Genomic DNA, 21,561 nt, shown 5'->3' on the forward strand with positions numbered 1-21,561 from the left:
ACGCCCGGTTACATTCCGAACCCGGAAGCTAAGCCTCACAGCGCCGATGGTACTGCAGGGGGGACCCTGTGGGAGAGTAGGACGCCGCCGAACTATTTTTGAAGAGGACCTTCGGTCCCGGCACACATGCTGGGACCGAAGGTCCTTTTTGTATTTCCAGAACTTTTCTCGCAGCGCGCCGGTCCGCCGGCTGCGCGAGAATGAATGCGGTACCGAAGACAGGAGTCACCCCGATGCCCACCAACTCTCCCGACGAGCGACCGGAGCGCGATCAGCGCCGCCGGGACAGTGGTGACCGTGGCGGCTACAGCAGCGGTGGCGCTCCGCGCCGCGACCGGCCGCAGGGTGACCGGGATCGTGGTCCGCGCCGTGACGGTGACCGGCCCCCGTTCCGTGGTGGCGACCGGCGCGATGACAACCGCGGTGGGGACAGCCGCGGCGGTGGTTTCCGCGGGCGTGATGACCGGCGTGATGACAACCGTGGTGGCGGGTTCCGTGGCCGGGACGACCGTCCCTCTTACGGGGATCGTGACCGTGATCGTGGTCCCCGTCGTGACGGTGACCGGCCCCCCTTCCGCCGTGACGACCGCCGCGATGACAACCGTGGTGGCGACAACCGCGGTGGCGGGTTCCGTCGTGATGACCGGCGTGATGACAACCGTGGTGGCGGGTTCCGTGGGCGCGACGACCGTCCCTCGTACGGGGATCGTGACCGTGATCGGGGGTCCCGTCGCGATGGTGACCGGCCCCCCTTCCGCCGTGACGACCGGCGTGACGACCACCGTGGTGGCGGCTTCCGGCGTGACGACAACCGCGGCGGGGACAACCGTGGTGGCGGGTTCCGTCGTGATGACCGGCGTGATGACAACCGTGGTGGCGGGTTCCGTGGCCGGGACGACCGTCCCTCCTACGGAGACCGTGACCGCGACCGGGGTCCCCGTCGCGATGGTGACCGGCCCCCCTTCCGCCGTGACGACCGCCGCGATGACCGCGGTGGGGACAGCCGTGGCGGTGGTTTCCGCGGGCGCGACGACCGGCGGGACGACAACCGTGGTGGCGGGTTCCGTGGACGCGACGACCGTCCCTCGTACGGGGACCGTGACCGCGACCGGGGTCCCCGTCGCGATGGTGACCGGCCCCCCTTCCGCCGTGACGACCGCCGCGATGACCGCGGTGGGGACAGCCGTGGCGGTGGTTTCCGCGGGCGCGACGACCGGCGGGACGACAACCGTGGTGGCGGGTTCCGTGGGCGCGACGACCGGGGCGGGCGTCCCGGTGGGGGCGGTGGCTACCGGGGCCGTGACGACCGGCGGGACGACCGGCGCGACGACCGCCGTGGTGGCGGCCGCTACCGCGACGAGCGCGAGCGGGACCGTGAGCCGATCCGGCGGCTGCCGATCCCCGAGGACGTCTCCGGCTTCGAGCTCGACAAGGACGTACAGCAGGAGCTGCAGTCCCTGCCGAAGGGGCTCGCGGAGGACGTCGCCAAGAACCTGGTGATGGTGGCCCGGCTCATCGACGAGGACGCCGAGGGCGCCTACGGGTACGCGAAGGTCGCACTGCGGCTCGCGTCCCGCGTCGCCGCGGTCCGCGAGGCCGCCGGGTTCGCCGCCTACGCCAGCCAGAACTACAGCGAGGCGCTCGCCGAGTTCCGGGCGGCGCGGCGGATGACCGGGCGCGTGGAGCTGTGGCCCGTGATGGCTGACTGCGAGCGCGGACTCGAGCGGCCCGAGAAGGCGCTCGACATGGCCGGGGCGCCCGAGGTGCAGAAGCTCGACAAGGCCGGCCAGGTCGAGATGCGGCTCGTGGCCGCCGGTGCCCGGCGCGACATGGGGCAGCTGGACGCCGCCATCGTGACGCTGCAGAGCCCCGAGCTGGCCTCGAACTCCGTACAGCCGTGGACCGCGCGGCTGCGGTACGCCTACGCCGACGCGCTGCTGGCCGCGGATCGTGAGGGCGAGGCCCGGGAGTGGTTCGCCAAGGCCGTGGAGTCCGACAAGGACGGCACCACGGACGCGTCGGACCGGCTGGCCGAGCTGGACGGAGTCGAGTTCGTCGACGCCTTCGACGACGAGGGAGACGACATCGAGGCGAGCGTCGGCTCCACCCGTGGCGCGGTCGAGGCCGACGACCAAGATGACGCCGACGGTGACTTCGATGACGCCGATGGTGGCTTCCGCGACTCCGACGGCGACGGCGAGGACGCGGACGGCGCCGAGCGGAAGTAGTAGGCGAGGCGTCCGCAGTAGCGGATGACAGATGACGGGCGGGTCCTTCGGGGCCCGCCCGTCAGTCGTCGGTGAGCGTGCGCAGGACCAGGCCGGTGGCCGGCTTCGGGCCGAACGACGTCGACTTGCGGGGCATCGTCACGCCCTGGCGCGCCAGCTCCCGGACCACGTCCTCGCGGACCGGGTGCATGAGGACGGCCGTGCCGTCGTCGCGCCGCGCCTTCTCGACCGTCGCCTCCGTGTCGTGGATGTACGCGACGTCGGCGGGGGAGTCCTCCGGGATGCCCCAGACGTGGCCGAGGAGGGTCGAGTGCAGGACCGTCGCGTCCAGGGTGCGCCAGGCCTCGGGGCGGTCCGCGGGGACCGTGCGGGCGAGGAGCGCCGGGTCGGGGCGGTCCAGCAGGTGGTACGTGGCGTCGGCGCCGGTGAGGAGGAAGGCATTGCCGCCCGCCGCGGCCTCGGCGAGCGACTCCAGGGCCCGGTCGAGCGGGCCCTTGACCTCCTGGACGCGGAAGAAGGGGGCGGCCGCGGCGAGGGCGCGGTCGACCGGGAGGCGGTTCAGCAGCCGGTGGATGGCGCGGACCCGCAGTGGATAGCGGGCCGTGTCGACCAGGAGGACCAGGCCGTGGTCCCACGGGGAGGGCGACGGGTGTTCGGCCCGCAGCCGCAGGTAGGTCGCCCAGCGGTGGTGGCCGTCGGCGATCAGGGCCTGATGGCGGGCGAGGTCGGCGCGGACCCGCTGGATGTCCGCCGGGTCGGTGAGGGCCCACAGGCGGTGGCTGTAGCCGTCCTCGGTGGTCGTCGCCAGGAGCGGGGCGCGGCGGGCCGTGGCCTCGATGACGGCGGTGGCGCCCGTCGCGTCGCCGTCGCCGCGGTAGGTCAGCAGGAGCGGCTCGAAGTTCGCTTCCGTGGTGCGCATGAGGCCGGCGCGGTCCTCGACCACGTGCGGCATCACGTCCTCGTGCGGCAGGACCACGCCCTGGGCGGCGTCGGACAGGCGCAGGGCGCCGATGAGCCCGCGCTGGAGCAGGCCGCCGCCGCGCTGTTCGTACACGTAGAGGGCCGGTTCGGCGTCGGGGGCGAGGACGCCCTCGGCGAGCCAGCGGTGCAGGGTCGAGGCCGCCTGGTCGTTGCGTGCCTGGGGGGAGCCCGACGGGCCGGCCTGCGGGAGGATCAGGCGGACGATGTTGTGCGGGTCCGCGCTCTCCAGGTGCAGCAGGCCGTCCGGGCGGACGACGACGTCGTACGGGGGCGAGGTGACGGCGGCGAGGCTGCCGATGCGCGCGGGGACGTAGCGCACCCCGCGGAAGGGGCGCAGATCCAAGCCGTCACCTGCAGTGTTCATCAGTGCATCGTACGAGTGTCAGCGGCTTGGGGGATGATCGGGGGAGTGGATCGAGGGAAGGGCGATACGGAAATGAGCCAGAGCGCGAGCGGTGCGGGCGACGGGGGGCCGCGGGTGCGGCCCGGGAGCAGTTCGCGGGCACTGAGCGAGGCGTACGACACCGCGCTGCTCGACCTGGACGGGGTCGTGTACGCGGGTGGGGAGGCCATCGCGCACGCCGTCGACTCGCTGGCCGAGGCGCGGGAGGCGGGGATGGGGCTGGCGTACGTCACGAACAACGCGCTGCGGACGCCCGGTGCCGTGGCCGACCACCTGTGCGAGCTCGGGATCCCGTCCGAGGCCGGGGACGTCATCACCTCGGCGCAGGCCGTCGCCCGGCTCATCAGCGACGAGGTGCCCGAGGGGGCGCGGGTGCTGGTGATCGGCGGGGAGGGGCTGCGGGTCGCCCTGCGGGAGCGGGGCCTCGAACCAGTGGACTCCGCCGAGGACGAGCCGGTGGCCGTCGCGCAGGGGTACGGCGGGCCCGACATGGCGTGGGGGCGGTTCGCCGAGGCCTGTTACGCGATCGCCGCGGGGGTGCCGTGGTTCGCCTCCAACACGGACCTGACGATTCCGAGCGCCCGCGGGATCGCGCCGGGGAACGGGGCGGCGGTCGAGGTCGTCCGGATCGCGACCGGGGCCGAGCCGAAGGTGGCGGGGAAGCCGCTGCCGCCGATGCACCGGGAGACGATCCTGCGGACCGGCGCGAAGACGCCGCTGGTGGTGGGGGACCGGCTGGACACGGACATCGAGGGCGCGTTCAACGGGGAGGTCGACTCGCTGCTCGTGCTCACCGGCGTGACGGACGGGGCGCAACTGCTGGCCGCGCCGCCGCGGCACCGGCCCACGTACGTGGACCGGGACCTGCGCGGCGTGCTGACCGGCCAGCCGGAAGTGAGCGGGGAAGGCGACGGGTTCCGGTGCGGCGGATGGACGGCCACGGCCGGGGACGAGCGGCTGGAGCTGGAGGGGGACGGCGACGAGATCGACGGCCTGCGCGCGCTGTGCGCTGCCGCCTGGACGGCGGCGGGGGACGGGACGTGCGAGCTGGACGCGGCGAAGGTGTTGGCACGGTTGGGGATGTAGGGGTGCTCCGGCTGCCGTGCGGGGTGATGGGGGTGGTGGTGTCAGGCCGCCTCACGGGGGCGTAGAGGGGACGGGTCAGGCGGCCCTGCGGGGGCGCGGAGGGGACGGGTCGCGCTGTCTTGTCCTGCGGGGGCCGCGGAGGGACCGGGTCGGGCCGCCCTGTGGGGGCGCGGAGGGGACCGGCCGGGCCGCCCTGCGGGGGCGCGGAGGGGACGGGTCAGGCCGCCCTGCGGGGGCGCGGAGGGGACCGGTCGGGCCGCCCCGCGGGGGCTCGGAGGGGACGGGTCAGGCCGCCCCGCGGGGCGCGGCCGGGACCGGTCAGGCTGCCTCGCCCGTTTCCTGGAGGCCGTCCTCCGACGTGCCCCGGCGCCAGTAGCCGCTGAACTGGACGCGGGTGCGGTCGAAGCCGCGTTCCTGCACCAGGTGGCGGCGGATCGCCTTCACCGTCGTCGACTCGCCCGCCACCCAGGCGTAGGGCGTGCCCTCGGGGAGCGCTGCCGTGCGGAGCGCCTCGGGGGTGGAGCCGGTGGCGGTCAGCCAGGTGATGTCCGTGTCCGGGCCCGCGCCTAGCTCCTGCCGGTCGTCCGTCGAGGGCACCTCGATCCAGGCGCGGACGGGGACGGAGGGCGGCAGCTGCGCCAGGATGTTGGCGACGGCCGGCAGGGCCGAGGGGTCCGCGGCCAGGAGGATCCAGTCGGTGCCGGCGGGCGGCCGGAACTCGAAGGCCTGGTTCTCCGCGGTGACCGGGGCGAAGACGCCTGCCCGGTCGCCCGGGGCGGCCCGCAGCGCCCAGCGGGACGCCGGTCCCTCGTCGCCGTGGGCCGCGAAGTCGACCGTCAGCTCACCGGCGGCGGCGTCCAGGGTGCGGATCGTGTAGGTCCGCATGATGCCGCGCGTCGCCGGGTCGTAGGACTGCCACGTGGCGTACCACCCGCTGTCGGACGCGTCCGGGAGGCGTGGGGCCGGCTGCCCCGGCGACGGCAGGAACAGCTTGATGCGCTGGTCGCGGCCGGCCGTGGCCATGCGGGCGAGGTCCGGGCCGCCGAAGACGACCCGGATCATGACCGGGGTGACGCGCTCGACGCGCAGGACGTGCAGGTCGAACAGGCCGAAGGGCGAGGGTGCCGGAACCGGGGCGGCTGCGGCCGGCGTGGCGGTCTCGGTCATGGGGGTGGCCTCCTGGGTCTGTTCCGTCATGGGGTGGCCTCCTGGGCTCACCGGGCGCCGGCGGCAGGCCGGCGGCGGGCCGGTGGCGGGCCGGGGCCGCCGCCGGGTTTGCCGTCGCCGCACGCGGTGAGCAGAGCACCGAGGGCGGACCCACCGAGGGCGGACGTCGCACCGACCGCGTCCGGCGCACGCCGGGGGCCGCCCGTGACAGGGCAGGAGGCATGGGAGATGCTTCTCTCGGCACAGCGGGATGTGACCGATTCGGAGGGTAGGCTAACCTAACCTCGTGTTGGTCGACAGTCCCCCAGAAACGAGCGCGGAGCCCGTACCCGCGCCCCCCGGCCGTCGTGCGGCAATACGCACGGCCGGGCTGCTCGCCTCGCTCGTCGTGCTGGTCGCCGTCCTCGTGGCGAGCATCGCCGTCGGCGCCAAACCGCTCGCGCTCGACCAGGTCTGGCACGGCCTCTTCCACGACTCGGGCACGTACGCGGACATCGTCGTCGGCGAACGCGTCTCGCGGACGCTGCTCGGTCTGCTGGCCGGGGTCGCGCTCGGCCTCGCCGGCGCCGTGCTCCAGGCGCTGACCCGCAACCCGCTGGCCGACCCCGGCATCCTCGGCATCAACATGGGCGCCTCGGCCGCGGTCGTCACCGCCATCAGCTTCTTCGGAGTGACCTCGCTCAGCGGCTACGTGTGGTTCGCCTTCTTCGGCGCCGCCGCCGTCGGGGTCCTCGTGTACGTACTGGGGGGCACCCGCAGCGCCACGCCGGTGCGGCTCGCGCTCGCCGGGACCGCGATCACCGCGGCGCTCTCCGGCTACCTCTACGCCGTGATGATCACCGACGACGTGGCGCTCAACCGGATGCGGTTCTGGCAGGTCGGCTCGCTGGCCAGTGCCAAGACGGACATCATCCAGCAGGTGCTGCCGTTCATCGCCGTCGGTGTCGTGCTCGCCTTCGCCCTGGCCCGGCCGCTGAACGCGATGGCGATGGGCGACGACACCGCCCGCGCCCTCGGCGCCCACCTCGGCCGCACCCGCGCCCTGAGCATGGCCGCCGCGACGCTGCTCTGCGGCGCCGCCACCGCGGCCTGCGGGCCCATCGTCTTCGTCGGCCTGATGGTGCCGCACATCGTGCGCTCGTTCACCGGGCCGGACATGCGCTGGATCCTGCCGTACGCGGCGGTCCTGTCGCCCGTGCTGCTGCTCGGCGCCGACGTGGTCGGCCGGCTCGTGGCCCGCCCGGCCGAACTCCAGGTCGGCATCGTCACCGCCGTCATCGGCGCGCCGGTCTTCATCTTTCTCGTACGACGCCGGAGGTTGGCCCAGCTGTGAAGACGCCCAAGGCGGTCCGTACTCCGGGCGGCCTCTCCGTCCGCCTCGACCTGCGGGCGGCCGTCGTCGTGGCCGTCCTCGTCGTGGCCGCGCTCGCCGCGAGCGTCGTCCTGATCGGCACCGGCGACTTCCCGATCCCGGCCCTCGACGTGCTGCGCGCCCTGACGGGCGACGGCAACGCCGGGCAGGAGTTCATCATCAACGACCTGCGGCTGCCGCGGGTCCTCGTCGGCCTGCTGGTCGGCGGCGCGCTCGGCCTGTCGGGCGCCCTCTTCCAGTCCATCTCGCGCAACCCGCTGGGCAGCCCCGACGTGCTCGGCATCGGGCAGGGCTCGACCTCCGGCGCGCTCGTCATGATCGTCATCTTCGGCGGCAGCGCCGGGGCGGTCGCGGCCGGTGCGCTGGTCGGCGGACTCGTCACCGGGCTTTTGATCTACGTGCTGGCCTGGAAGCGGGGTGTGCACGGCTACCGCCTCGTCCTCGTCGGCATCGGCGTCTCCGCGTTCGTCACCGCGATCAACGGCTACCTGCTGACCAAGGCCGACTTCGTGGACGCGGCCCGCGCCACCGTGTGGATGACCGGGTCCCTCAACGGCCGCGGCTGGGAGCAGGTGTGGCCGCTGCTGATCCTCTTCGCGGTCCTCGTGCCGGTCGTCGCGGCGTTCGCGCGGCCGCTGCGCATGCTGGAGATGGGCGACGACTCGGCCGGCGCGCTCGGCATCCGGGTCGAACGGACCCGGCTGCTGCTGCTCACCGCCTCCGTCTTCCTGACCGCCGCCGCGACCGCCGCGGCCGGGCCCGTCGTCTTCGTGGCGCTCACCGCCCCGCAGATCGCCCGGCGCCTGACCAAGTCGCCCGGGCCGAACCTGACGGCCGCCACCTGGATGGGCGCCACCCTCCTGATCGTCGCCGACCTGGCCTCGCAGCGGATGTTCGGCGCGGACCAGCTGCCCGTCGGCGTGGTGACCGGCGTCGTCGGCGGCGCCTATCTGCTCTGGCTGCTGGTCACCGAGCGCAAGGCGGGCCGGATATGAGCGCCCGCCTCGACCCCCGCCCCGCCGACCCGGCCCAGCCGCACCGAAACGCAAGGAGCACCGCTGTGAACAGGCTGATAGCCGACGACGTGACCCTCGGATACGACCAGCGCGTCATCGCCGAGAAGCTGTCCGTGGAGATCCCCGACCACTCCTTCACGGTCATCGTCGGCCCGAACGCCTGCGGCAAGTCCACGCTGCTGCGCGCCCTGTCGCGGATGCTCAAGCCGAGCGCGGGCCGGGTCCTGCTCGACGGCAACGCCATCCAGTCGATGCCCGCGAAGAAGGTCGCCAAGACGCTCGGTCTGCTGCCGCAGTCGTCCGTCGCGCCCGACGGCATCACCGTCGGCGACCTCGTCGCCCGCGGCCGCTACCCGCACCAGGGCCTCCTGCGCCAGTGGTCGCCCGAGGACGAGCAGGTCGTCCGGGAGTCGATGGAGTCCACCGGCGTCGCCGAACTCGCCGACCGCTACGTCGACGAGCTCTCCGGCGGCCAGCGCCAGCGCGTGTGGATCGCGATGGCGCTCGCCCAGCAGACGCCGCTGCTGCTCCTCGACGAGCCGACGACGTTCCTCGACATCCAGCACCAGATCGACGTGCTCGACCTCTGCGCGGAGCTGCACGAGGAGCAGGGGCGCACGCTCGTCGCGGTGCTGCACGACCTCAACCACGCGGCCCGGTACGCCACCCACCTCATCGCCCTGCGCGGCGGCGAGATCATCGCGGAGGGGGCGCCGAAGGACATCGTCACCGCCGACCTCGTCGAGCGGCTGTTCGGGATGAAGTGCCAGGTCATCGACGATCCGGAGACGGGGACCCCGCTGGTCGTGCCCGCGGCCCGCAAGGCGCGGCAGCCCGGCCACGCGAAGGCCCCCGAGGTGGCTAGAGCAGCGTCCTGAGGCGCAGCAGGTCCCGGAACGAGGCTTCGAGGCGGATGCGGCCCGCGGCCCACGCCTTCGCGAAGTTCAGCCGGCCCCGCACCAGCGCCACCAGGTCGTCGCCGGTCATCGCGAGGCGGATCTGCGCCTTCTCCGCGGGCGGTCCGGGCCGGGTGGCGAGCACCTCGATCCGGCCGTCCGCGAGCCGTCCGGAGAACGTCACGTCCAGGTCCGTGACGTGGCAGCTCAGGGTGCGGTCGAGCGCCGCGGCGGCCCGGACCTCCCCGTCCGCGCCCGCCATGGTGTCCGAGAGTGTGTCGAGTGCCGCCCGGCACTCCTGCGTCGTCGCCATCGTGATCGACCGTACACGGGGCTTCCGGGGTAGCGTCTGGGCATGAGCGAGATCCCCGCGGAAGCCGGAGCCGCAGCCGACGCCGGAGCTGACGTAGGAGCCGCCGACACTGGTGCCGGAGCGGCGGCCTCCGGTGAGGCGTCGTACGAACCCGCGGCGCCCGCCCCCCTAGGGGTCGACCGCACCCCCACCGGCAACGCGGACGTGGACGCGCAGCTGGAGCGGCTCGGCGACGTGGACCACCTCGCGGCGGACGGACACGCCGAGGTGTACGAGGATGTACACCAGGGGCTGCGCGCCGCGCTGACCGCGCTGGACGCCACGCCCCGGCCGTCTTCCCCGTATGAGCACAGGAGCTGAACCGACCGTGGCAGGTGTGGCACGTATCCGCCTCGACGCCGAACTCGTCCGCCGTGAGCTGGCCCGCTCGCGGGAGCACGCCAGCCAGCTGATCGCGGCCGGCCGGGTCTCCGTCGGCAAGATCGTCGCGACCAAGCCGGCGACGCAGGTGGAGAAGGCCGCGGCGATCGTCGTCGCGCCGGACGACGACGACCCCGAGTACGTCTCGCGCGGCGGGCACAAGCTCGCGGGCGCGCTGGCGGCCTTCACGCCGCAGGGGCTCGTGGTGGAGGGGCGGCGGGCGCTGGACGCCGGCGCGTCGACCGGGGGCTTCACCGACGTCCTGCTGCGGGCCGGGGTCGCGCACGTCGTCGCCGTCGACGTCGGCTACGGGCAGCTCGCCTGGTCACTCCAGAGCGACGAACGCGTCACCGTCAAGGACCGTACGAACGTACGCGAGTTGACGCTGGAAGCGATCGACGGCGTGCCGGTGGACATCGTGGTCGGCGACCTGTCCTTCATCCCACTGGGCCTGGTGCTGCCCGCCCTGGCCCGGTGCGCGGCGCCCGACGCGGACCTCGTCCTCATGGTCAAGCCGCAGTTCGAGGTCGGCAAGGAGCGGCTCGGCAGCGGCGGTGTCGTGCGCAGCCCCGAGCTGCGGGCCGAGGCCGTGCGAGGTGTGGCCGCACAGGCGTTCAAGCTCGGGCTCGGCGTGCGGGGCGTCACCGCGAGCCCCCTGCCCGGGCCTTCCGGAAATGTCGAGTATTTTCTGTGGCTGCGTGCCGGGGCGCCCGAACCGGACCCGGCCGACATCGACCGTGCAGTGGCGGAGGGGCCGCGTTGACACAGACCCGAGCTCGTACTGTTTTCCTGCTCGCGCACACCGGGCGGCCCGCGGCCATCCGCAGCGCCGAGCGCGTCGTCCAGGGCCTGCTGAAGCACGGCATCGGCGTGCGGGTCCTGGAGTCGGAGGCGGCCGACCTGCCGCTGCCGCCCGAGGTCGAGCTGGTCAAGGAGGCCACGCCCGCCTGCCTCGACGGGGCCGAGCTGCTCATCGTCCTCGGCGGTGACGGGACGCTGCTGCGCGGGGCCGAGTTCGCCCGCGCGTCCGGGGTGCCGATGCTCGGCGTGAACCTGGGGCGCGTCGGGTTCCTCGCGGAGGCGGAGCGGGACGACCTCGACCAGGTCGTCGACCGCGTCGTCACCAAGGAGTACGAGGTCGAGGAGCGCATGACGATCGACGTCGTCGTGCACCGCAACGGGGACGTCGTGCACCGCGACTGGGCGCTGAACGAGGCCGCCGTGCAGAAGACCGAGCCCGAGCGGATGCTCGAGGTCGTGCTGGAGATCGACGGGCGGCCCGTCACCGGGTTCGGCTGCGACGGGATCGTCTGCGCGACGCCGACCGGGTCGACCGCGTACGCCTTCTCGGCGGGCGGGCCCGTGGTCTGGCCCGAGGTCGAGGCGCTGCTCATGGTGCCGATCAGCGCGCACGCCCTGTTCGCCAAGCCCCTGGTGACCTCGCCGAACTCGGTGCTGGCCGTCGAGGTGCAGCCGCACACGCCGCACGGGGTGCTGTGGTGCGACGGGCGGCGGACGGTGGGGTTGCCCGCCGGGGCGCGGGTGGAGGTGCGGCGGGGGGCCGTGCCGGTGCGGCTGGCCCGGCTGCATCATGCGGTGTTCACGGATCGGCTGGTGGCGAAGTTCGCGTTGCCGGTGGCGGGGTGGCGGGGGGCGCCTTAGCGGTGCCCCCGGGGGGCCTGGAGATCTGTGCTCCGGGTCGGGTTGTGCGGGGTGGTCTGGGCGGACAGGTCCGGGGTGGTGGCGGTGTTGCTGCCGGGCGGCGGGTCGTGGGGGTTGCGCGCGCAGTTCCCCGCGCCCCTGTCGGGGCACTGACGTGGAAGATGTGTCGATGGTCGGGCCCCTTTCGGGGCACTGGGGACGGGGGCCGTCGCACGGAGGGGCCGGGACCTCGTAAGGTCGTGTTCGTGTTGGAGGAGATGCGGATACGGTCGCTCGGAGTCATCGACGACGCTGTGGTCGAGCTGTCACCCGGCTTCACTGCGGTGACCGGCGAGACCGGTGCGGGCAAGACGATGGTGGTCACCAGCCTCGGGCTGCTGCTCGGCGGGCGGGCCGACGCCGCGCTCGTGCGGATCGGCGCGAAGAGCGCCGTGGTGGAGGGGCGCCTCACCGTGCCCGCGGGCTCCGGCGCCGCGGTGCGTGCCGAGGAGGCCGGTGCCGAGCTGGACGACGGGGCGCTGCTGGTCAGCCGCACCGTGTCGGCCGAGGGGCGCTCGCGGGCGCACCTGGGCGGGCGCTCCGTGCCGGTGGGCGTCCTCGCCGAGCTGGCCGACGAGCTGGTGGCCGTCCACGGCCAGACCGACCAGCAGGGGCTGCTGAAGCTCGGACGCCAGCGCCAGGCGCTCGACCGGTACGCGGGGGACGCCGTCGCCGGGCCGCTCGCCAAGTACGCGGCCGTGTACAAGCGGCTGAGGACCGTCAGCGCCGAGCTCGACGAGATCACCACCCGCGCCCGGGAGCGGGCCCAGGAAGCGGACCTGCTGCGGTTCGGGCTCGACGAGATCGCCGCCGTCGAACCCCGCGCGGGCGAGGACGTCGAACTGGCCGAGGAGGCCTCGCGGCTCGGCCACGCGGAGGCGCTCGCCTCGGCCGCCGCCGCCGCGCACGCCGCGCTCGCCGGGAACCCCGAGGACCCGGAGAGCGTCGACGCCACGACCCTGGTCGGCGGCGCCGGCCGCGCCCTGGACGCCGTCCGCTCCCACGACCCGGCCCTCGCCGCGCTCGCCGAGCGGATCGGCGAGGTGCAGATCCTGCTCACCGACGTCGCCGCCGAGCTCGCCGGGTACGCCGACGACCTGGACGCCGACCCGCTGCGGCTCTCGGCCGTGGAGGAGCGGCGCGCGGCCCTCACTCAGCTGACCCGCAAGTACGGCGAGGACATCGCCGGTGTGCTCGCCTGGGCCGAGACGAGCGCCGCACGGCTGCTCGAACTCGACGGCGACGACGAGCGGATCGGTGAACTCGCCGCAGAGCGCGCCGCACTCCGCGACGAACTGGGCGCCCTGGCGCAGGAGTTGACACACGCCCGCACCGAGGCGGCCTCCCGGTTCGCGGCCGCCGTCACCGACGAGCTGGCCTCGCTGGCCATGCCGCACGCCCGGGTCTCCTTCGACATCCGGCAGACCGGGACCGACGCGGACGACGGCGTCGAGGTCGACGGCCGGACGGTGGCCTGCGGGCCCAGCGGCGTCGACGAGGTCGAGCTGCTGCTCGCCCCGCACCCGGGGGCACCGCCCCGCCCCATCGCCAAGGGCGCGTCCGGCGGTGAGCTGTCCCGGGTGATGCTCGCGGTGGAGGTCGTCTTCGCCGGCACCGACCCCGTCCCCACCTACCTCTTCGACGAGGTCGACGCGGGCGTCGGCGGCAAGGCCGCCGTCGAGATCGGCCGGCGCCTGGCCAAGCTCGCCAAGTCGGCGCAGGTCGTGGTCGTCACGCACCTGCCGCAGGTCGCCGCGTTCGCCGACCGCCAGCTCCTGGTCGAGAAGACGAACGACGGCACCGTCACCCGCTCCGGGGTCACCGTGCTCGAAGGCGAGGACCGCGTACGGGAGTTGTCGCGGATGCTCGCGGGCCAGGAGGACTCGCAGACGGCGCGGGCCCACGCGGAGGAGCTCCTCGAGACGGCCCGGGCGGACGCGTAGCGCAACGGGCACGGGGACGCCGGGCGTGCGGGCGGGCCTAAGGTGAGCGCATGACCGACCTCGCCCGCCTCCTGCGTGCCGCCGCTCTCGCCGGTGGCGTCACCCGTGCCGCCCGCACCGCTCTGCGCCGCACCAAGCCGGGCGGCGCAGCCGTGTGGGACCGCACGAACCACGCGGGCCGGGACGTCGATCTGTGCGCAGGGCCCGCCGTCACGCTCGGCGTCGCGGCAGGCGCGCTCGCCGCGGACCCGGGCACCCGGGGCGCGGCCCTCATCGCCACGGTCGCGGCCGGGGCCTGCGGCGCGTACGACGACGTGGCCGGGGCGGGCGATCCGCGGCGCGGCCCGCGCGCCCACCTCGGCGCGTTGCGCGAGGGCGAACTGACCAGCGGCGCCGTGAAGTTGTTCGGCATCTCGGCCGCAGGTCTCGTCGCGGGCGCGCTGCTCAAGGAGCGCTGGGCCGACCGGGCGCTGGCCGGTGTCGTGGTGGCCGGTACCGCGCATTTCCTCAACCTCGTCGACGTGCGCCCCGGCCGCGCCGCGCAGGCCGCTCTCGTGCTCGGCAGCGCCGGTCTGGTGCGCGGATCGCTCGCGGCGGCGCCGATGGGGGCCGCCGTGGCCGTGCTCCCGGACGACCTCGCCGAGCGGGGCATGCTCGGCGACGCCGGGGCACACGCGCTCGGTGCCGCGCTCGGCGTCGCCATCGTCGCGGGCAACGGGCGGGCCGGGCTGCTCGCGCACGGAGCCGGCCTCGTCGCGGCGGCCGCGTGCGGGGCCCGGGTGAGCGCGTGGGCCGCCAAGGACCTCACCGCTGCGCGCCAGGGCCCGGGACCCCGCGCGTGACACCGGCCGCCACCTCACCCGTGCGGGTGGTCCGGTGCGCCGGGTTGCCTGAGACGGCCCCGTGGGGGACCGTGGCCGGTGCCGGAACGTCCGTACGGGCTGGCATCCTTGGCCTGGACCACCCGAACCGACGCACCAGGAGCCCCGCCGCGTGAGCCACGTGAGCAGCCACTCACCCCACGGACAGTCGCCGCTGCGCACCGTGCAGGTGCTGGGCGGCGGCAGCGCGGGCAGCAGCGCCCACGTCCGGTCGCTGGCCGCGGGCCTGGTCGCCCGCGGGGTGCGCGTCACGGTCTGCGCGCCGTCCGAGGCGGAGCGCGCGTACGGGTTCGGCGACGTCGGCGCCCACCACCTCGCGGTGCCGCGCCGCAGCGACCCGGCGTCCGTCGCCGCGCTCCGCGTGGCCTGCGCCGACGCCGACCTGGTGCACGCGCACGGACTGCACGCCGCCCTGCGCGCCTCCCTCGCGCTGCACGGCCGGAGCATCCCGCTCGTCGTCACCTGGCACACCCGCTCGTACGCCGAAGGGGCCCGCGCCCACCTGCTGCGGATGCTGGAGAAGCGGGTGGCCCGGGCCGCGTCGGTGGTCCTCGGCACCTCGTCCGACCTGGTCGACCGGGCCAGGGCGCGCGGCGCCCGGGACGCCCGGCTCGCCGCGGTCTCCTCGCTGCCGCGCAGGCCCGAGCGGAGGGGCGCCGAGGACACCGGGAGCCACGAGGGCCCGGAGAATCCCGGAGCCTTCGCAAGCACCGGAAACGCCGGGCGCCCCGAGAGCGCTGAGGACGCCGAACGCGCCCGTCTGAAGATCCGGGCCGAACTCGGCGCCCTGGACCGCCCGTTGCTGATGGCCGTCGGCAGCCTGGAGCGGCACCGGGGCTACGACGTGCTGCTCGACGCCGCGCACGCCTGGCTCGCCCACGACCCCGCGCCGCTGCTCGTCATCGCCGGTGAGGGGCCCGAACGGGCCGCGCTCCAGCGGCGGATCGAGAGCGAGGGGCTGGCGGTGCGGCTGGCCGGCCGGCGCGACGACATCGCCGAGCTGCTGCCCGCCGCCGACGTCGCCCTGCTGCCCAGCAGTTGGGAGTCGCGCTCGCTGCTCGCCCAGGAGGCGCTGCACGCGCGGGTCCCGCTGGTCGCGACCGCGGTCGGCGGCATCCCCGAACTGGTCGGCGAAGCAGCCGAGTTGGTGCCCTACGGCGACGCTCCGGCGCTGGCCCGCGCCGTCGACCGGCTGCTGGCCGACCCCGGGCGCCGCGCCGAACTGCGGGATCTGGGCAGTGCCCAGGCCGCGTCCTGGCCGACCGAGGACGCCACGGTCGCACAAGTCCTCAGCATCTACGACGAGTTGACCGGCGCCTTCTGAGGCCGGTCGCGCTACGGCACGTGGCGGCGGGCCCGCAGCGCCAGGCTCAGCGCGAGCACCGTCTGCGGATCGTCCAGGTCCGTGCCGAGCAACTCCCCGATCCGGGCGAGGCGGTTGTAGAGGGTCTGCCGGTTCAGATGCAGCTCCCGCGCCGTCTCCGCCTTGCGGCCCGCATGCGCCAGATAGATCTGCAGCGTCGGCAGCAGCGGCGGCTTCGCCCGCTTGTCGTGCTCCTGGAGCGGACCGATCGCCCGCTCCACGAACGCGGCAAGCGCCTCCTCGTCGTGGCAGTGCAGCCGCCACAGCAACAGGTCGATGTCCAGGCGCCGCGCGTCGTACCAGGCCCGGTCCTCCAGGCCCTGCGCCGCCGTCGCGGTCTCCGCCGCGTGCCGCAGGCCCGCCGCCGCCGCGGCCCAGCCGCCCGCGCCACCGACCACCACCACCGAGGCCTTCGCGCCCGCCCGCCGCATCCCGGCCCGCTCCACCCCGGCCCGCAGCGCCGCGCCGACCCGCTCCGCGACCGCCGGGCGCTCGCCCTCCGAGCGCAGCCCGATCAGCAGCGGCACCCGCCCCTCCACGGGACGTACGCCCAGCAGGACCGGGACACCGACCGAGGCCAGCTCCTCCGACACGGCCCGGGCGAGCACCGCCCAGCCGCCCCCGCCGGGGGACAGGCCGACCGAACCGGCCGGGGCCTCCGGCAGCCGCATCACCACCGGGAGCAGCGGCCCCTGGCCGGTGGGCCTGAAGCCAAGGACCCGGGCCTGCGCGGGAGCGTCCTCGGGCGCGATCCGGCCCTCGGCGAGGTCGGTGAGGAAGTCGCCGCGGCCGAGCGCCGCGAGCTCCTCCTCCTGCCGGGCCTGCATCAGCACCACGGCCAGCGAGCCCGCGGCCCGCTCGGCGGCGATCCGGTGCACCGGCGCGAGCGGCGCCGACGCGGGCAGCAGGACGAGCCGTGCCCGCACCGAACCGGCGCCGGGGCCGCCGCCGGGCACCTCCACGAGCACCGCCCCGCCGGGCGGCTCGTCCTGATGCGTGCCGCGCATGCCCTGCCACACCTGGAGCGGGTCGGCGACGTCGGCGGCGACCCCGGCCGCGTACAGGAGCTGTCCGTCGACGGTCTCCAGGAAGACCGGGTTGCCGCTGAACCCGGCGAGGATGCGCAGGACCTGGGGGATCCCGCCGCCGCCGAGCAGCGCCTCGGTGCACCGCCGGTGCACCTCCTCGGCCCGCTGGAGCAGCGCGTAGTGCCCGTTGACGATCTCGGTGTGGATCTCCTCGGTGACCGTCACGAACGGCACCTCGCGGTGCAGCTGCACCAGCGGCAGGCCGGCCGCGCGCGCCGTCTCCACGAGCGCCGCGGGCAGCCGCGCGAACCGCTGCCCCAGCTCGATCACCAGCGCCGCGATGCCCCGCTCGGCCAGCTTGCGCACGAAGGCCCGCTGCTCGGCGGGCCGGGTCCCGATGCCATACCCCGTGCTCAGCAGCAGCTCGCCGCCCTTGAGCAGCGACGCGATGTTGGGGACCTCGCCCGCGTGCACCCAGCGCACGGTCCGCTGCAGCCGGTCCGCGCCCGCCACCACCTCGGGCAGCCCGCTGCGCAGCCCCGGCAGTTCCAGGGCACGCTGCACGGTGATGCCGCCGGGGACGTTCTGCGGGGCGGGGGAGCTGTCCATGGAGCGGACGCTACCGGCGCGACCGCTCCACGGGCATCCCGGGGTCAGCCGCTGTAGGCGCCCGACGAGGTCAGCCGCAGGGCCGTGTCGATCAGCGGCACGTGGCTGAACGCCTGCGGGAAGTTGCCGACCTGGCGCTGCAGGTGCGGGTCCCACTCCTCGGCGAGCAGGCCCAGGTCGTTGCGGAGGGCCAGGAGGCGCTCGAAGAGCTTGCGCGCCTCGTCGACCCGGCCGATCATCGCCAGGTCGTCCGCCATCCAGAACGAGCAGGCGAGGAACGCCCCCTCGTCGCCCGGCAGCCCGTCGAGCCCCGCGGCCTCCCCGTCGGTCGGGTAGCGCAGGATGAAGCCGTCCGGCGTGGACAGCTCCCGCTGGATCGCCTCGATGGTGCCGATCACCCGCTTGTCGTCCGGCGGCAGGAAGCCCATCTGCGGGATGAGCAGCAAGGACGCGTCCAGCTCCCGGCTGCCGTAGGACTGCGTGAACGTGTTCCGCTCCGGGTCGTAGCCCCGCTCGCACACGTCCCGGTGGATGTCGTCGCGCAGCTCTCGCCACCGCTCCAGCGGCCCGTCCGCGTCGCCCGACTCCAGCAGCTTGATGGTCCGGTCGACCGCGACCCAGGCCATCACCTTGGAGTGGACGAAGTGCCGGCGCGGGCCGCGCACCTCCCAGATGCCCTCGTCCGGCTCGTCCCAGTGCTTCTCCAGGTACTGGATCAGCTTGAGCTGGAGCAGCGAGGCGTAGTCGTTGCGGGCGAGGCCCGTCATGTGCGCGAGGTGCAGCGCCTCGGTGACCTCGCCGTACACGTCGAGCTGGAGCTGGTGCGCCGCCCCGTTGCCGACCCGCACGGGGCCCGAGTTCTCGTAGCCGGGCAGCCAGTCCAGCTCCGCCTCGCCCAGCTCGCGCTCGCCCGCGATGCCGTACATGATCTGCAGGTTCTCCGGGTCGCCCGCGACGGCCCGCAGCAGCCACTCGCGCCAGGCGCGGGCCTCCTCGCGGTAGCCGGTGCGCAGCAGCGACGACAGGGTGATGGCCGCGTCCCGCAGCCAGGTGTAGCGGTAGTCCCAGTTGCGGACGCCGCCGATCTCCTCCGGCAGCGACGTGGTCGGCGCGGCGACGATGCCGCCGGTCGGCGCGTACGTCAGCGCCTTGAGCGTGATCAGGGAACGCACCACGGCCTCGCGGTAGGGGCCGTGGTACGTACAGTGCCCGACCCACTCGCGCCAGAACTCCTCCGTCGCCGCGAGGGCGCCCCGCGGGTCCGGCACCGGCGGCTGGTCCTTGTGCGAGGGCTGCCACTGGATGGTGAACGCGACCTGCTGGCCGGGCGCCACCGTGAAGTCCGAGTACGTGGTCAGGTCCTCGCCGTACGTCTCGGCCTCGGAGTCCAGCCACACGGAGTCCGGCCCGGCCACCGCGACCGTGCGGTTGTCCACCTTGTGCACCCAGGGCGTGATCCGCCCGTACGAGAAACGCATCCGCAGCGCCGAACGCATCCGGACGCGGCCGCTGACGCCTTCCACGATCCGGGTCAGCTGGGGCGCGCCGTCACGTGGCGGCATGAAGTCGGTGACGCGGACCGTGCCGTGCGGGGTGTCCCACTCGGACTCCAGGATCAGCGAGTCCCCCAGATAACCGCGGCGGGCCGCGCTCGGTGGCTCCTCGCCCTCGGCGTGCGCGGGACCCAGGCGCCAGAACCCGTGGTCCTCGGTGCCGAGCAGCCCGGCGAAAATGGCGTGCGAGTCGAAGCGGGGCAGGCACAGCCAGTCGACTGTGCCGTCCCGGCAGACCAGGGCAGCGGTCTGCATGTCTCCGATAAGTGCGTAATCCTCGATGCGCCCGGCCACGTGCGTCTCCAGTCGAACGGCCACGTCCGCCCCGCAGCCGCGACGGCGTGGCGCGGGGCGAACGCAAATGGGTCTCAGCGGTCAGCGGTAAAAATGGTCAACGGTCAACGGTCGATTGTGGGTCAAACGGATCGTCTTGATACGTCGTGGGGGTACGTCGTTGTCAAACGAACTGACGAGCCGGTTGTTCCGGCGGTGGCACCGGAGAGCGGTCTCCGGGTCCGGCCTACGGTCGGGAACGGACGGGGTGGTGCCGTTGTGATGCCGTTTTCCTGTGTGACTCGACAGCCGACTGTCCGAGCAGGATACGTCGCACCCAAGTGATCCGCTTGCCGCTCCTGCCAACGTACCTGCGCCGAATGGGTGACCGTCGAGTGACGATGATGTGACCTCGTGGTGGAGCGTGCGCGGAGCGTGGCCGGAAGCACCCTCGTTCCTTCGCTGATACCCTGGTAGCCCGTGAGCCGGTGGTCCTCGAACCCCCGAACCGCAGCGACGGCGCCTCCCCCCAGAAGTCCGGAGAGCACGCCGGTACGCACCCTCCAGACCGCGACCACGGGAGCCCCCTCTTGGCCATGACGCCCAAATCCACGACGACCAAGCACATCTTCGTCACCGGGGGTGTCGCTTCCTCCCTCGGCAAGGGCCTCACCGCCTCCAGCCTCGGGATGCTGCTCAAGGCCCGGGGCCTGCGCGTGGTCATGCAGAAGCTCGACCCGTACCTGAACGTCGACCCCGGCACGATGAACCCGTTCCAGCACGGTGAGGTCTTCGTCACGAACGACGGCGCCGAGACCGACCTGGACATCGGCCACTACGAGCGCTTCCTCGACGTCGACCTCGACGGCTCCGCCAACGTCACGACCGGCCAGGTCTACTCGCAGGTCATCGCCAAGGAGCGGCGCGGCGAGTACCTCGGCGACACCGTCCAGGTCATCCCGCACATCACCAACGAGATCAAGCACCGCATCCGGCGGATGGCGACGTCCTCGGACGGGGGTGTCGACGTGGTGATCACCGAGGTCGGCGGCACGGTCGGCGACATCGAGTCGCTGCCGTTCCTGGAGACCGTCCGCCAGGTCCGCCACGAGGTCGGCCGGGACAACGTGTTCGTGGTGCACATCTCGCTGCTGCCCTACATCGGCCCCTCCGGCGAGCTGAAGACCAAGCCCACCCAGCACTCGGTGGCCGCCCTGCGCAACATCGGCATCCAGCCCGACGCGATCGTGCTGCGCTGCGACCGCGAGGTGCCCACCGCCATCAAGCGCAAGATCTCGCTGATGTGCGACGTGGACGAGGACGCCGTCGTGGCCTGCCCCGACGCCCGCTCGATCTACGACATCCCGAAGGTCGTGCACACCGAGGGCCTCGACGCGTACGTCGTCCGCAAGCTGGACCTGCCCTTCCGCGACGTGGACTGGACGACCTGGGACGACCTGCTCGACCGCGTCCACAACCCCGACCACGAGATCGTCATGGCCCTGGTCGGCAAGTACATCGACCTGCCCGACGCCTACCTGTCGGTGACCGAGGCGCTGCGCGCCGGCGGCTTCGCCAACAAGGCCCGCGTCAAGATCAAGTGGGTCACCTCCGACGACTGCAAGACCCCGGCCGGGGCCGCGAAGCAGCTCGGCGACGTCGACGCGATCTGCATCCCCGGCGGCTTCGGCGAGCGCGGCGTCTCCGGCAAGGTCGGCGCGATCCGCTTCGCCCGCGAGAACAAGGTGCCGCTGCTCGGCCTCTGCCTGGGCCTGCAGTGCATCGTCGTCGAGGCCGCGCGCAACCTCGCCGACGTGCCGGACGCCAACTCCACCGAGTTCGACCCCGCCACCGGCCACCCGGTCATCGCCACGATGGCCGAGCAGCTCGACATCGTCGCCGGTGAGGGCGACATGGGCGGCACCATGCGGCTCGGCATGTACCCGGCCAAGCTCGCCGAGGGCTCCATCGTGCGCGAGGTGTACGACGACAAGGAGTACGTCGAGGAGCGCCACCGCCACCGCTACGAGGTGAACAACGCCTACCGCGCCGAGCTGGAGAAGAAGGCCGGTCTGCAGTTCTCCGGCCTCTCCCCGGACGGCAAGCTCGTCGAGTACGTCGAGTACCCGCGCGAGGTCCACCCGTACCTGGTCGCCACCCAGGCCCACCCCGAGCTGCGCTCGCGTCCGACGCGTCCGCACCCGCTCTTCGCCGGTCTCGTGAAGGCCGCCGTCGCCCGCAAGGTCGCCGCCGCGGGGGGCAAGAAGGCCAAGTAAGGCCTGTCGCAGCAGCGATGTACGGTTACCGGGGTGCGTGCCTTATGCGGCA

The 21,561-nt window shown here is 73.8% G+C and carries 18 protein-coding genes and 1 rRNA gene; 13 read left to right on the plus strand and 6 right to left on the minus strand.

Translation table 11 applies throughout. The features are described from left to right. Positions 1-93, plus strand: a 5S ribosomal RNA gene (rrf, locus tag ACIBW6_RS29570); the annotation flags it as partial. Here the strand turns inward: rrf and ACIBW6_RS29575 are convergent. Beyond that, positions 93-782 (minus strand): hypothetical protein, encoded by a 690-nt coding sequence (locus tag ACIBW6_RS29575; RefSeq protein WP_399065192.1) that lies wholly within the window; start codon positions 780-782, stop codon positions 93-95. The two genes, rrf and ACIBW6_RS29575, sit on opposite strands and share 1 nt — an antisense overlap. A 609-nt stretch (positions 783-1,391) precedes the next feature. Between ACIBW6_RS29575 and ACIBW6_RS29580 the strand changes: the two genes are divergently transcribed. Then, positions 1,392-2,228 (plus strand): hypothetical protein, encoded by an 837-nt coding sequence (locus ACIBW6_RS29580; protein ID WP_399065172.1) that lies wholly within the window; start codon positions 1,392-1,394, stop codon positions 2,226-2,228. 61 nt (positions 2,229-2,289) lie between these two features. On the opposite strand, the gene ACIBW6_RS29585 is transcribed toward ACIBW6_RS29580, so the two are convergent. Continuing rightward, positions 2,290-3,573, minus strand: a complete 1,284-nt coding sequence (locus tag ACIBW6_RS29585; protein WP_399064910.1) for a DUF1015 family protein — start codon at positions 3,571-3,573, stop codon at positions 2,290-2,292. 72 nt (positions 3,574-3,645) lie between these two features. On the opposite strand from ACIBW6_RS29585, the gene ACIBW6_RS29590 reads away from it, so the two are divergent. Further along, positions 3,646-4,698 (plus strand): HAD hydrolase-like protein, encoded by a 1,053-nt coding sequence (locus ACIBW6_RS29590; protein ID WP_399064911.1) that lies wholly within the window; start codon positions 3,646-3,648, stop codon positions 4,696-4,698. 318 nt (positions 4,699-5,016) lie between these two features. On the opposite strand, the gene ACIBW6_RS29595 is transcribed toward ACIBW6_RS29590, so the two are convergent. Next, positions 5,017-5,865, minus strand: coding sequence for a siderophore-interacting protein (locus tag ACIBW6_RS29595; RefSeq protein WP_399065174.1), 849 nt, complete (start codon positions 5,863-5,865; stop codon positions 5,017-5,019). A gap of 286 nt (positions 5,866-6,151) precedes the next feature. Between ACIBW6_RS29595 and ACIBW6_RS29600 the strand changes: the two genes are divergently transcribed. The 3 genes from ACIBW6_RS29600 to ACIBW6_RS29610 are packed head-to-tail and all read left to right on the plus strand — an operon-like array spanning position 6,152 to position 9,131. Continuing rightward, on the plus strand, positions 6,152-7,198 hold the full coding sequence (locus ACIBW6_RS29600; RefSeq protein WP_399064913.1) for a FecCD family ABC transporter permease: 1,047 nt from the start codon (positions 6,152-6,154) through the stop codon (positions 7,196-7,198). Beyond that, positions 7,195-8,232 (plus strand): FecCD family ABC transporter permease, encoded by a 1,038-nt coding sequence (locus tag ACIBW6_RS29605; RefSeq protein WP_399064915.1) that lies wholly within the window; start codon positions 7,195-7,197, stop codon positions 8,230-8,232. Before ACIBW6_RS29600 ends, ACIBW6_RS29605 begins: the two co-directional genes overlap by 4 nt. After that, positions 8,229-9,131: an ABC transporter ATP-binding protein gene (locus ACIBW6_RS29610; RefSeq protein WP_399064917.1), complete on the plus strand. Its 903-nt coding sequence runs from the start codon at positions 8,229-8,231 to the stop codon at positions 9,129-9,131. The genes ACIBW6_RS29605 and ACIBW6_RS29610 overlap by 4 nt, the downstream gene beginning before the upstream one ends. On the opposite strand, the gene ACIBW6_RS29615 is transcribed toward ACIBW6_RS29610, so the two are convergent. Beyond that, on the minus strand, positions 9,115-9,462 hold the full coding sequence (locus ACIBW6_RS29615) for an SCP2 sterol-binding domain-containing protein (protein ID WP_399064919.1): 348 nt from the start codon (positions 9,460-9,462) through the stop codon (positions 9,115-9,117). The genes ACIBW6_RS29610 and ACIBW6_RS29615 overlap by 17 nt on opposite strands. A 42-nt stretch (positions 9,463-9,504) precedes the next feature. Here ACIBW6_RS29615 and ACIBW6_RS29620 point away from each other — a divergent pair, with 42 nt between their 5' ends. The 6 genes from ACIBW6_RS29620 (at position 9,505) to ACIBW6_RS29645 (ending at position 15,731) form a co-directional block, all read left to right on the plus strand. Further along, positions 9,505-9,822: a hypothetical protein gene (locus ACIBW6_RS29620; protein WP_399064921.1), complete on the plus strand. Its 318-nt coding sequence runs from the start codon at positions 9,505-9,507 to the stop codon at positions 9,820-9,822. 7 nt (positions 9,823-9,829) lie between these two features. Next, positions 9,830-10,645, plus strand: a complete 816-nt coding sequence (locus ACIBW6_RS29625; RefSeq protein WP_399064923.1) for a TlyA family RNA methyltransferase — start codon at positions 9,830-9,832, stop codon at positions 10,643-10,645. After that, positions 10,642-11,544: an NAD kinase gene (locus ACIBW6_RS29630; protein ID WP_399064925.1), complete on the plus strand. Its 903-nt coding sequence runs from the start codon at positions 10,642-10,644 to the stop codon at positions 11,542-11,544. The genes ACIBW6_RS29625 and ACIBW6_RS29630 overlap by 4 nt, the downstream gene beginning before the upstream one ends. A 257-nt stretch (positions 11,545-11,801) precedes the next feature. Further along, a complete protein-coding gene (gene recN, locus ACIBW6_RS29635; protein ID WP_399065176.1) occupies positions 11,802-13,526 on the plus strand; it encodes a DNA repair protein RecN in 1,725 nt (574 codons plus the stop codon). Positions 13,527-13,576: 50 nt separating this feature from the next. Further along, a complete protein-coding gene (locus tag ACIBW6_RS29640) occupies positions 13,577-14,368 on the plus strand; it encodes a hypothetical protein (protein ID WP_399064927.1) in 792 nt (263 codons plus the stop codon). Positions 14,369-14,519: 151 nt separating this feature from the next. Beyond that, complete coding sequence (locus tag ACIBW6_RS29645; protein ID WP_399064929.1) at positions 14,520-15,731, plus strand: glycosyltransferase family 4 protein; 1,212 nt, start codon at positions 14,520-14,522, stop codon at positions 15,729-15,731. A gap of 11 nt (positions 15,732-15,742) precedes the next feature. Here the strand turns inward: ACIBW6_RS29645 and ACIBW6_RS29650 are convergent, their stop codons facing one another. Beyond that, complete coding sequence (locus ACIBW6_RS29650) at positions 15,743-17,407, minus strand: PucR family transcriptional regulator (protein ID WP_399064931.1); 1,665 nt, start codon at positions 17,405-17,407, stop codon at positions 15,743-15,745. Between the two features lie 44 nt (positions 17,408-17,451). Beyond that, complete coding sequence (locus ACIBW6_RS29655; RefSeq protein ID WP_399065178.1) at positions 17,452-19,254, minus strand: glycoside hydrolase family 15 protein; 1,803 nt, start codon at positions 19,252-19,254, stop codon at positions 17,452-17,454. A gap of 575 nt (positions 19,255-19,829) precedes the next feature. Between ACIBW6_RS29655 and ACIBW6_RS29660 the strand changes: the two genes are divergently transcribed. Beyond that, positions 19,830-21,509: a CTP synthase gene (locus ACIBW6_RS29660; RefSeq protein WP_399064932.1), complete on the plus strand. Its 1,680-nt coding sequence runs from the start codon at positions 19,830-19,832 to the stop codon at positions 21,507-21,509. Positions 21,510-21,561: the final 52 nt, after the last annotated feature.

Source organism: Streptomyces sp. NPDC049813 (genome assembly GCF_044465085.1).
In the GTDB taxonomy this organism is placed as follows: Bacteria; Actinomycetota; Actinomycetes; order Streptomycetales; family Streptomycetaceae; genus Streptomyces.

What these genes read in the sequence shown, in the direction of transcription:
- ACIBW6_RS29620 (WP_399064921.1), top strand. Translation starts at nt 9,505, where the DNA reads ATGAGCGAGATCCCCGCGGAAGCCGGAGCCGCAGCCGACGCCGGAGCT.
- ACIBW6_RS29615 (WP_399064919.1), bottom strand. Translation starts at nt 9,462, where the DNA reads ATGGCGACGACGCAGGAGTGCCGGGCGGCACTCGACACACTCTCGGAC.
- recN (WP_399065176.1), top strand. Translation starts at nt 11,802, where the DNA reads ATGCGGATACGGTCGCTCGGAGTCATCGACGACGCTGTGGTCGAGCTG.
- ACIBW6_RS29640 (WP_399064927.1), top strand. Translation starts at nt 13,577, where the DNA reads ATGACCGACCTCGCCCGCCTCCTGCGTGCCGCCGCTCTCGCCGGTGGC.
- ACIBW6_RS29650 (WP_399064931.1), bottom strand. Translation starts at nt 17,407, where the DNA reads ATGGACAGCTCCCCCGCCCCGCAGAACGTCCCCGGCGGCATCACCGTG.
- ACIBW6_RS29590 (WP_399064911.1), top strand. Translation starts at nt 3,646, where the DNA reads ATGAGCCAGAGCGCGAGCGGTGCGGGCGACGGGGGGCCGCGGGTGCGG.
- ACIBW6_RS29585 (WP_399064910.1), bottom strand. Translation starts at nt 3,573, where the DNA reads ATGAACACTGCAGGTGACGGCTTGGATCTGCGCCCCTTCCGCGGGGTG.
- ACIBW6_RS29595 (WP_399065174.1), bottom strand. Translation starts at nt 5,865, where the DNA reads ATGACCGAGACCGCCACGCCGGCCGCAGCCGCCCCGGTTCCGGCACCC.
- ACIBW6_RS29660 (WP_399064932.1), top strand. Translation starts at nt 19,830, where the DNA reads ATGACGCCCAAATCCACGACGACCAAGCACATCTTCGTCACCGGGGGT.
- ACIBW6_RS29610 (WP_399064917.1), top strand. Translation starts at nt 8,229, where the DNA reads ATGAGCGCCCGCCTCGACCCCCGCCCCGCCGACCCGGCCCAGCCGCAC.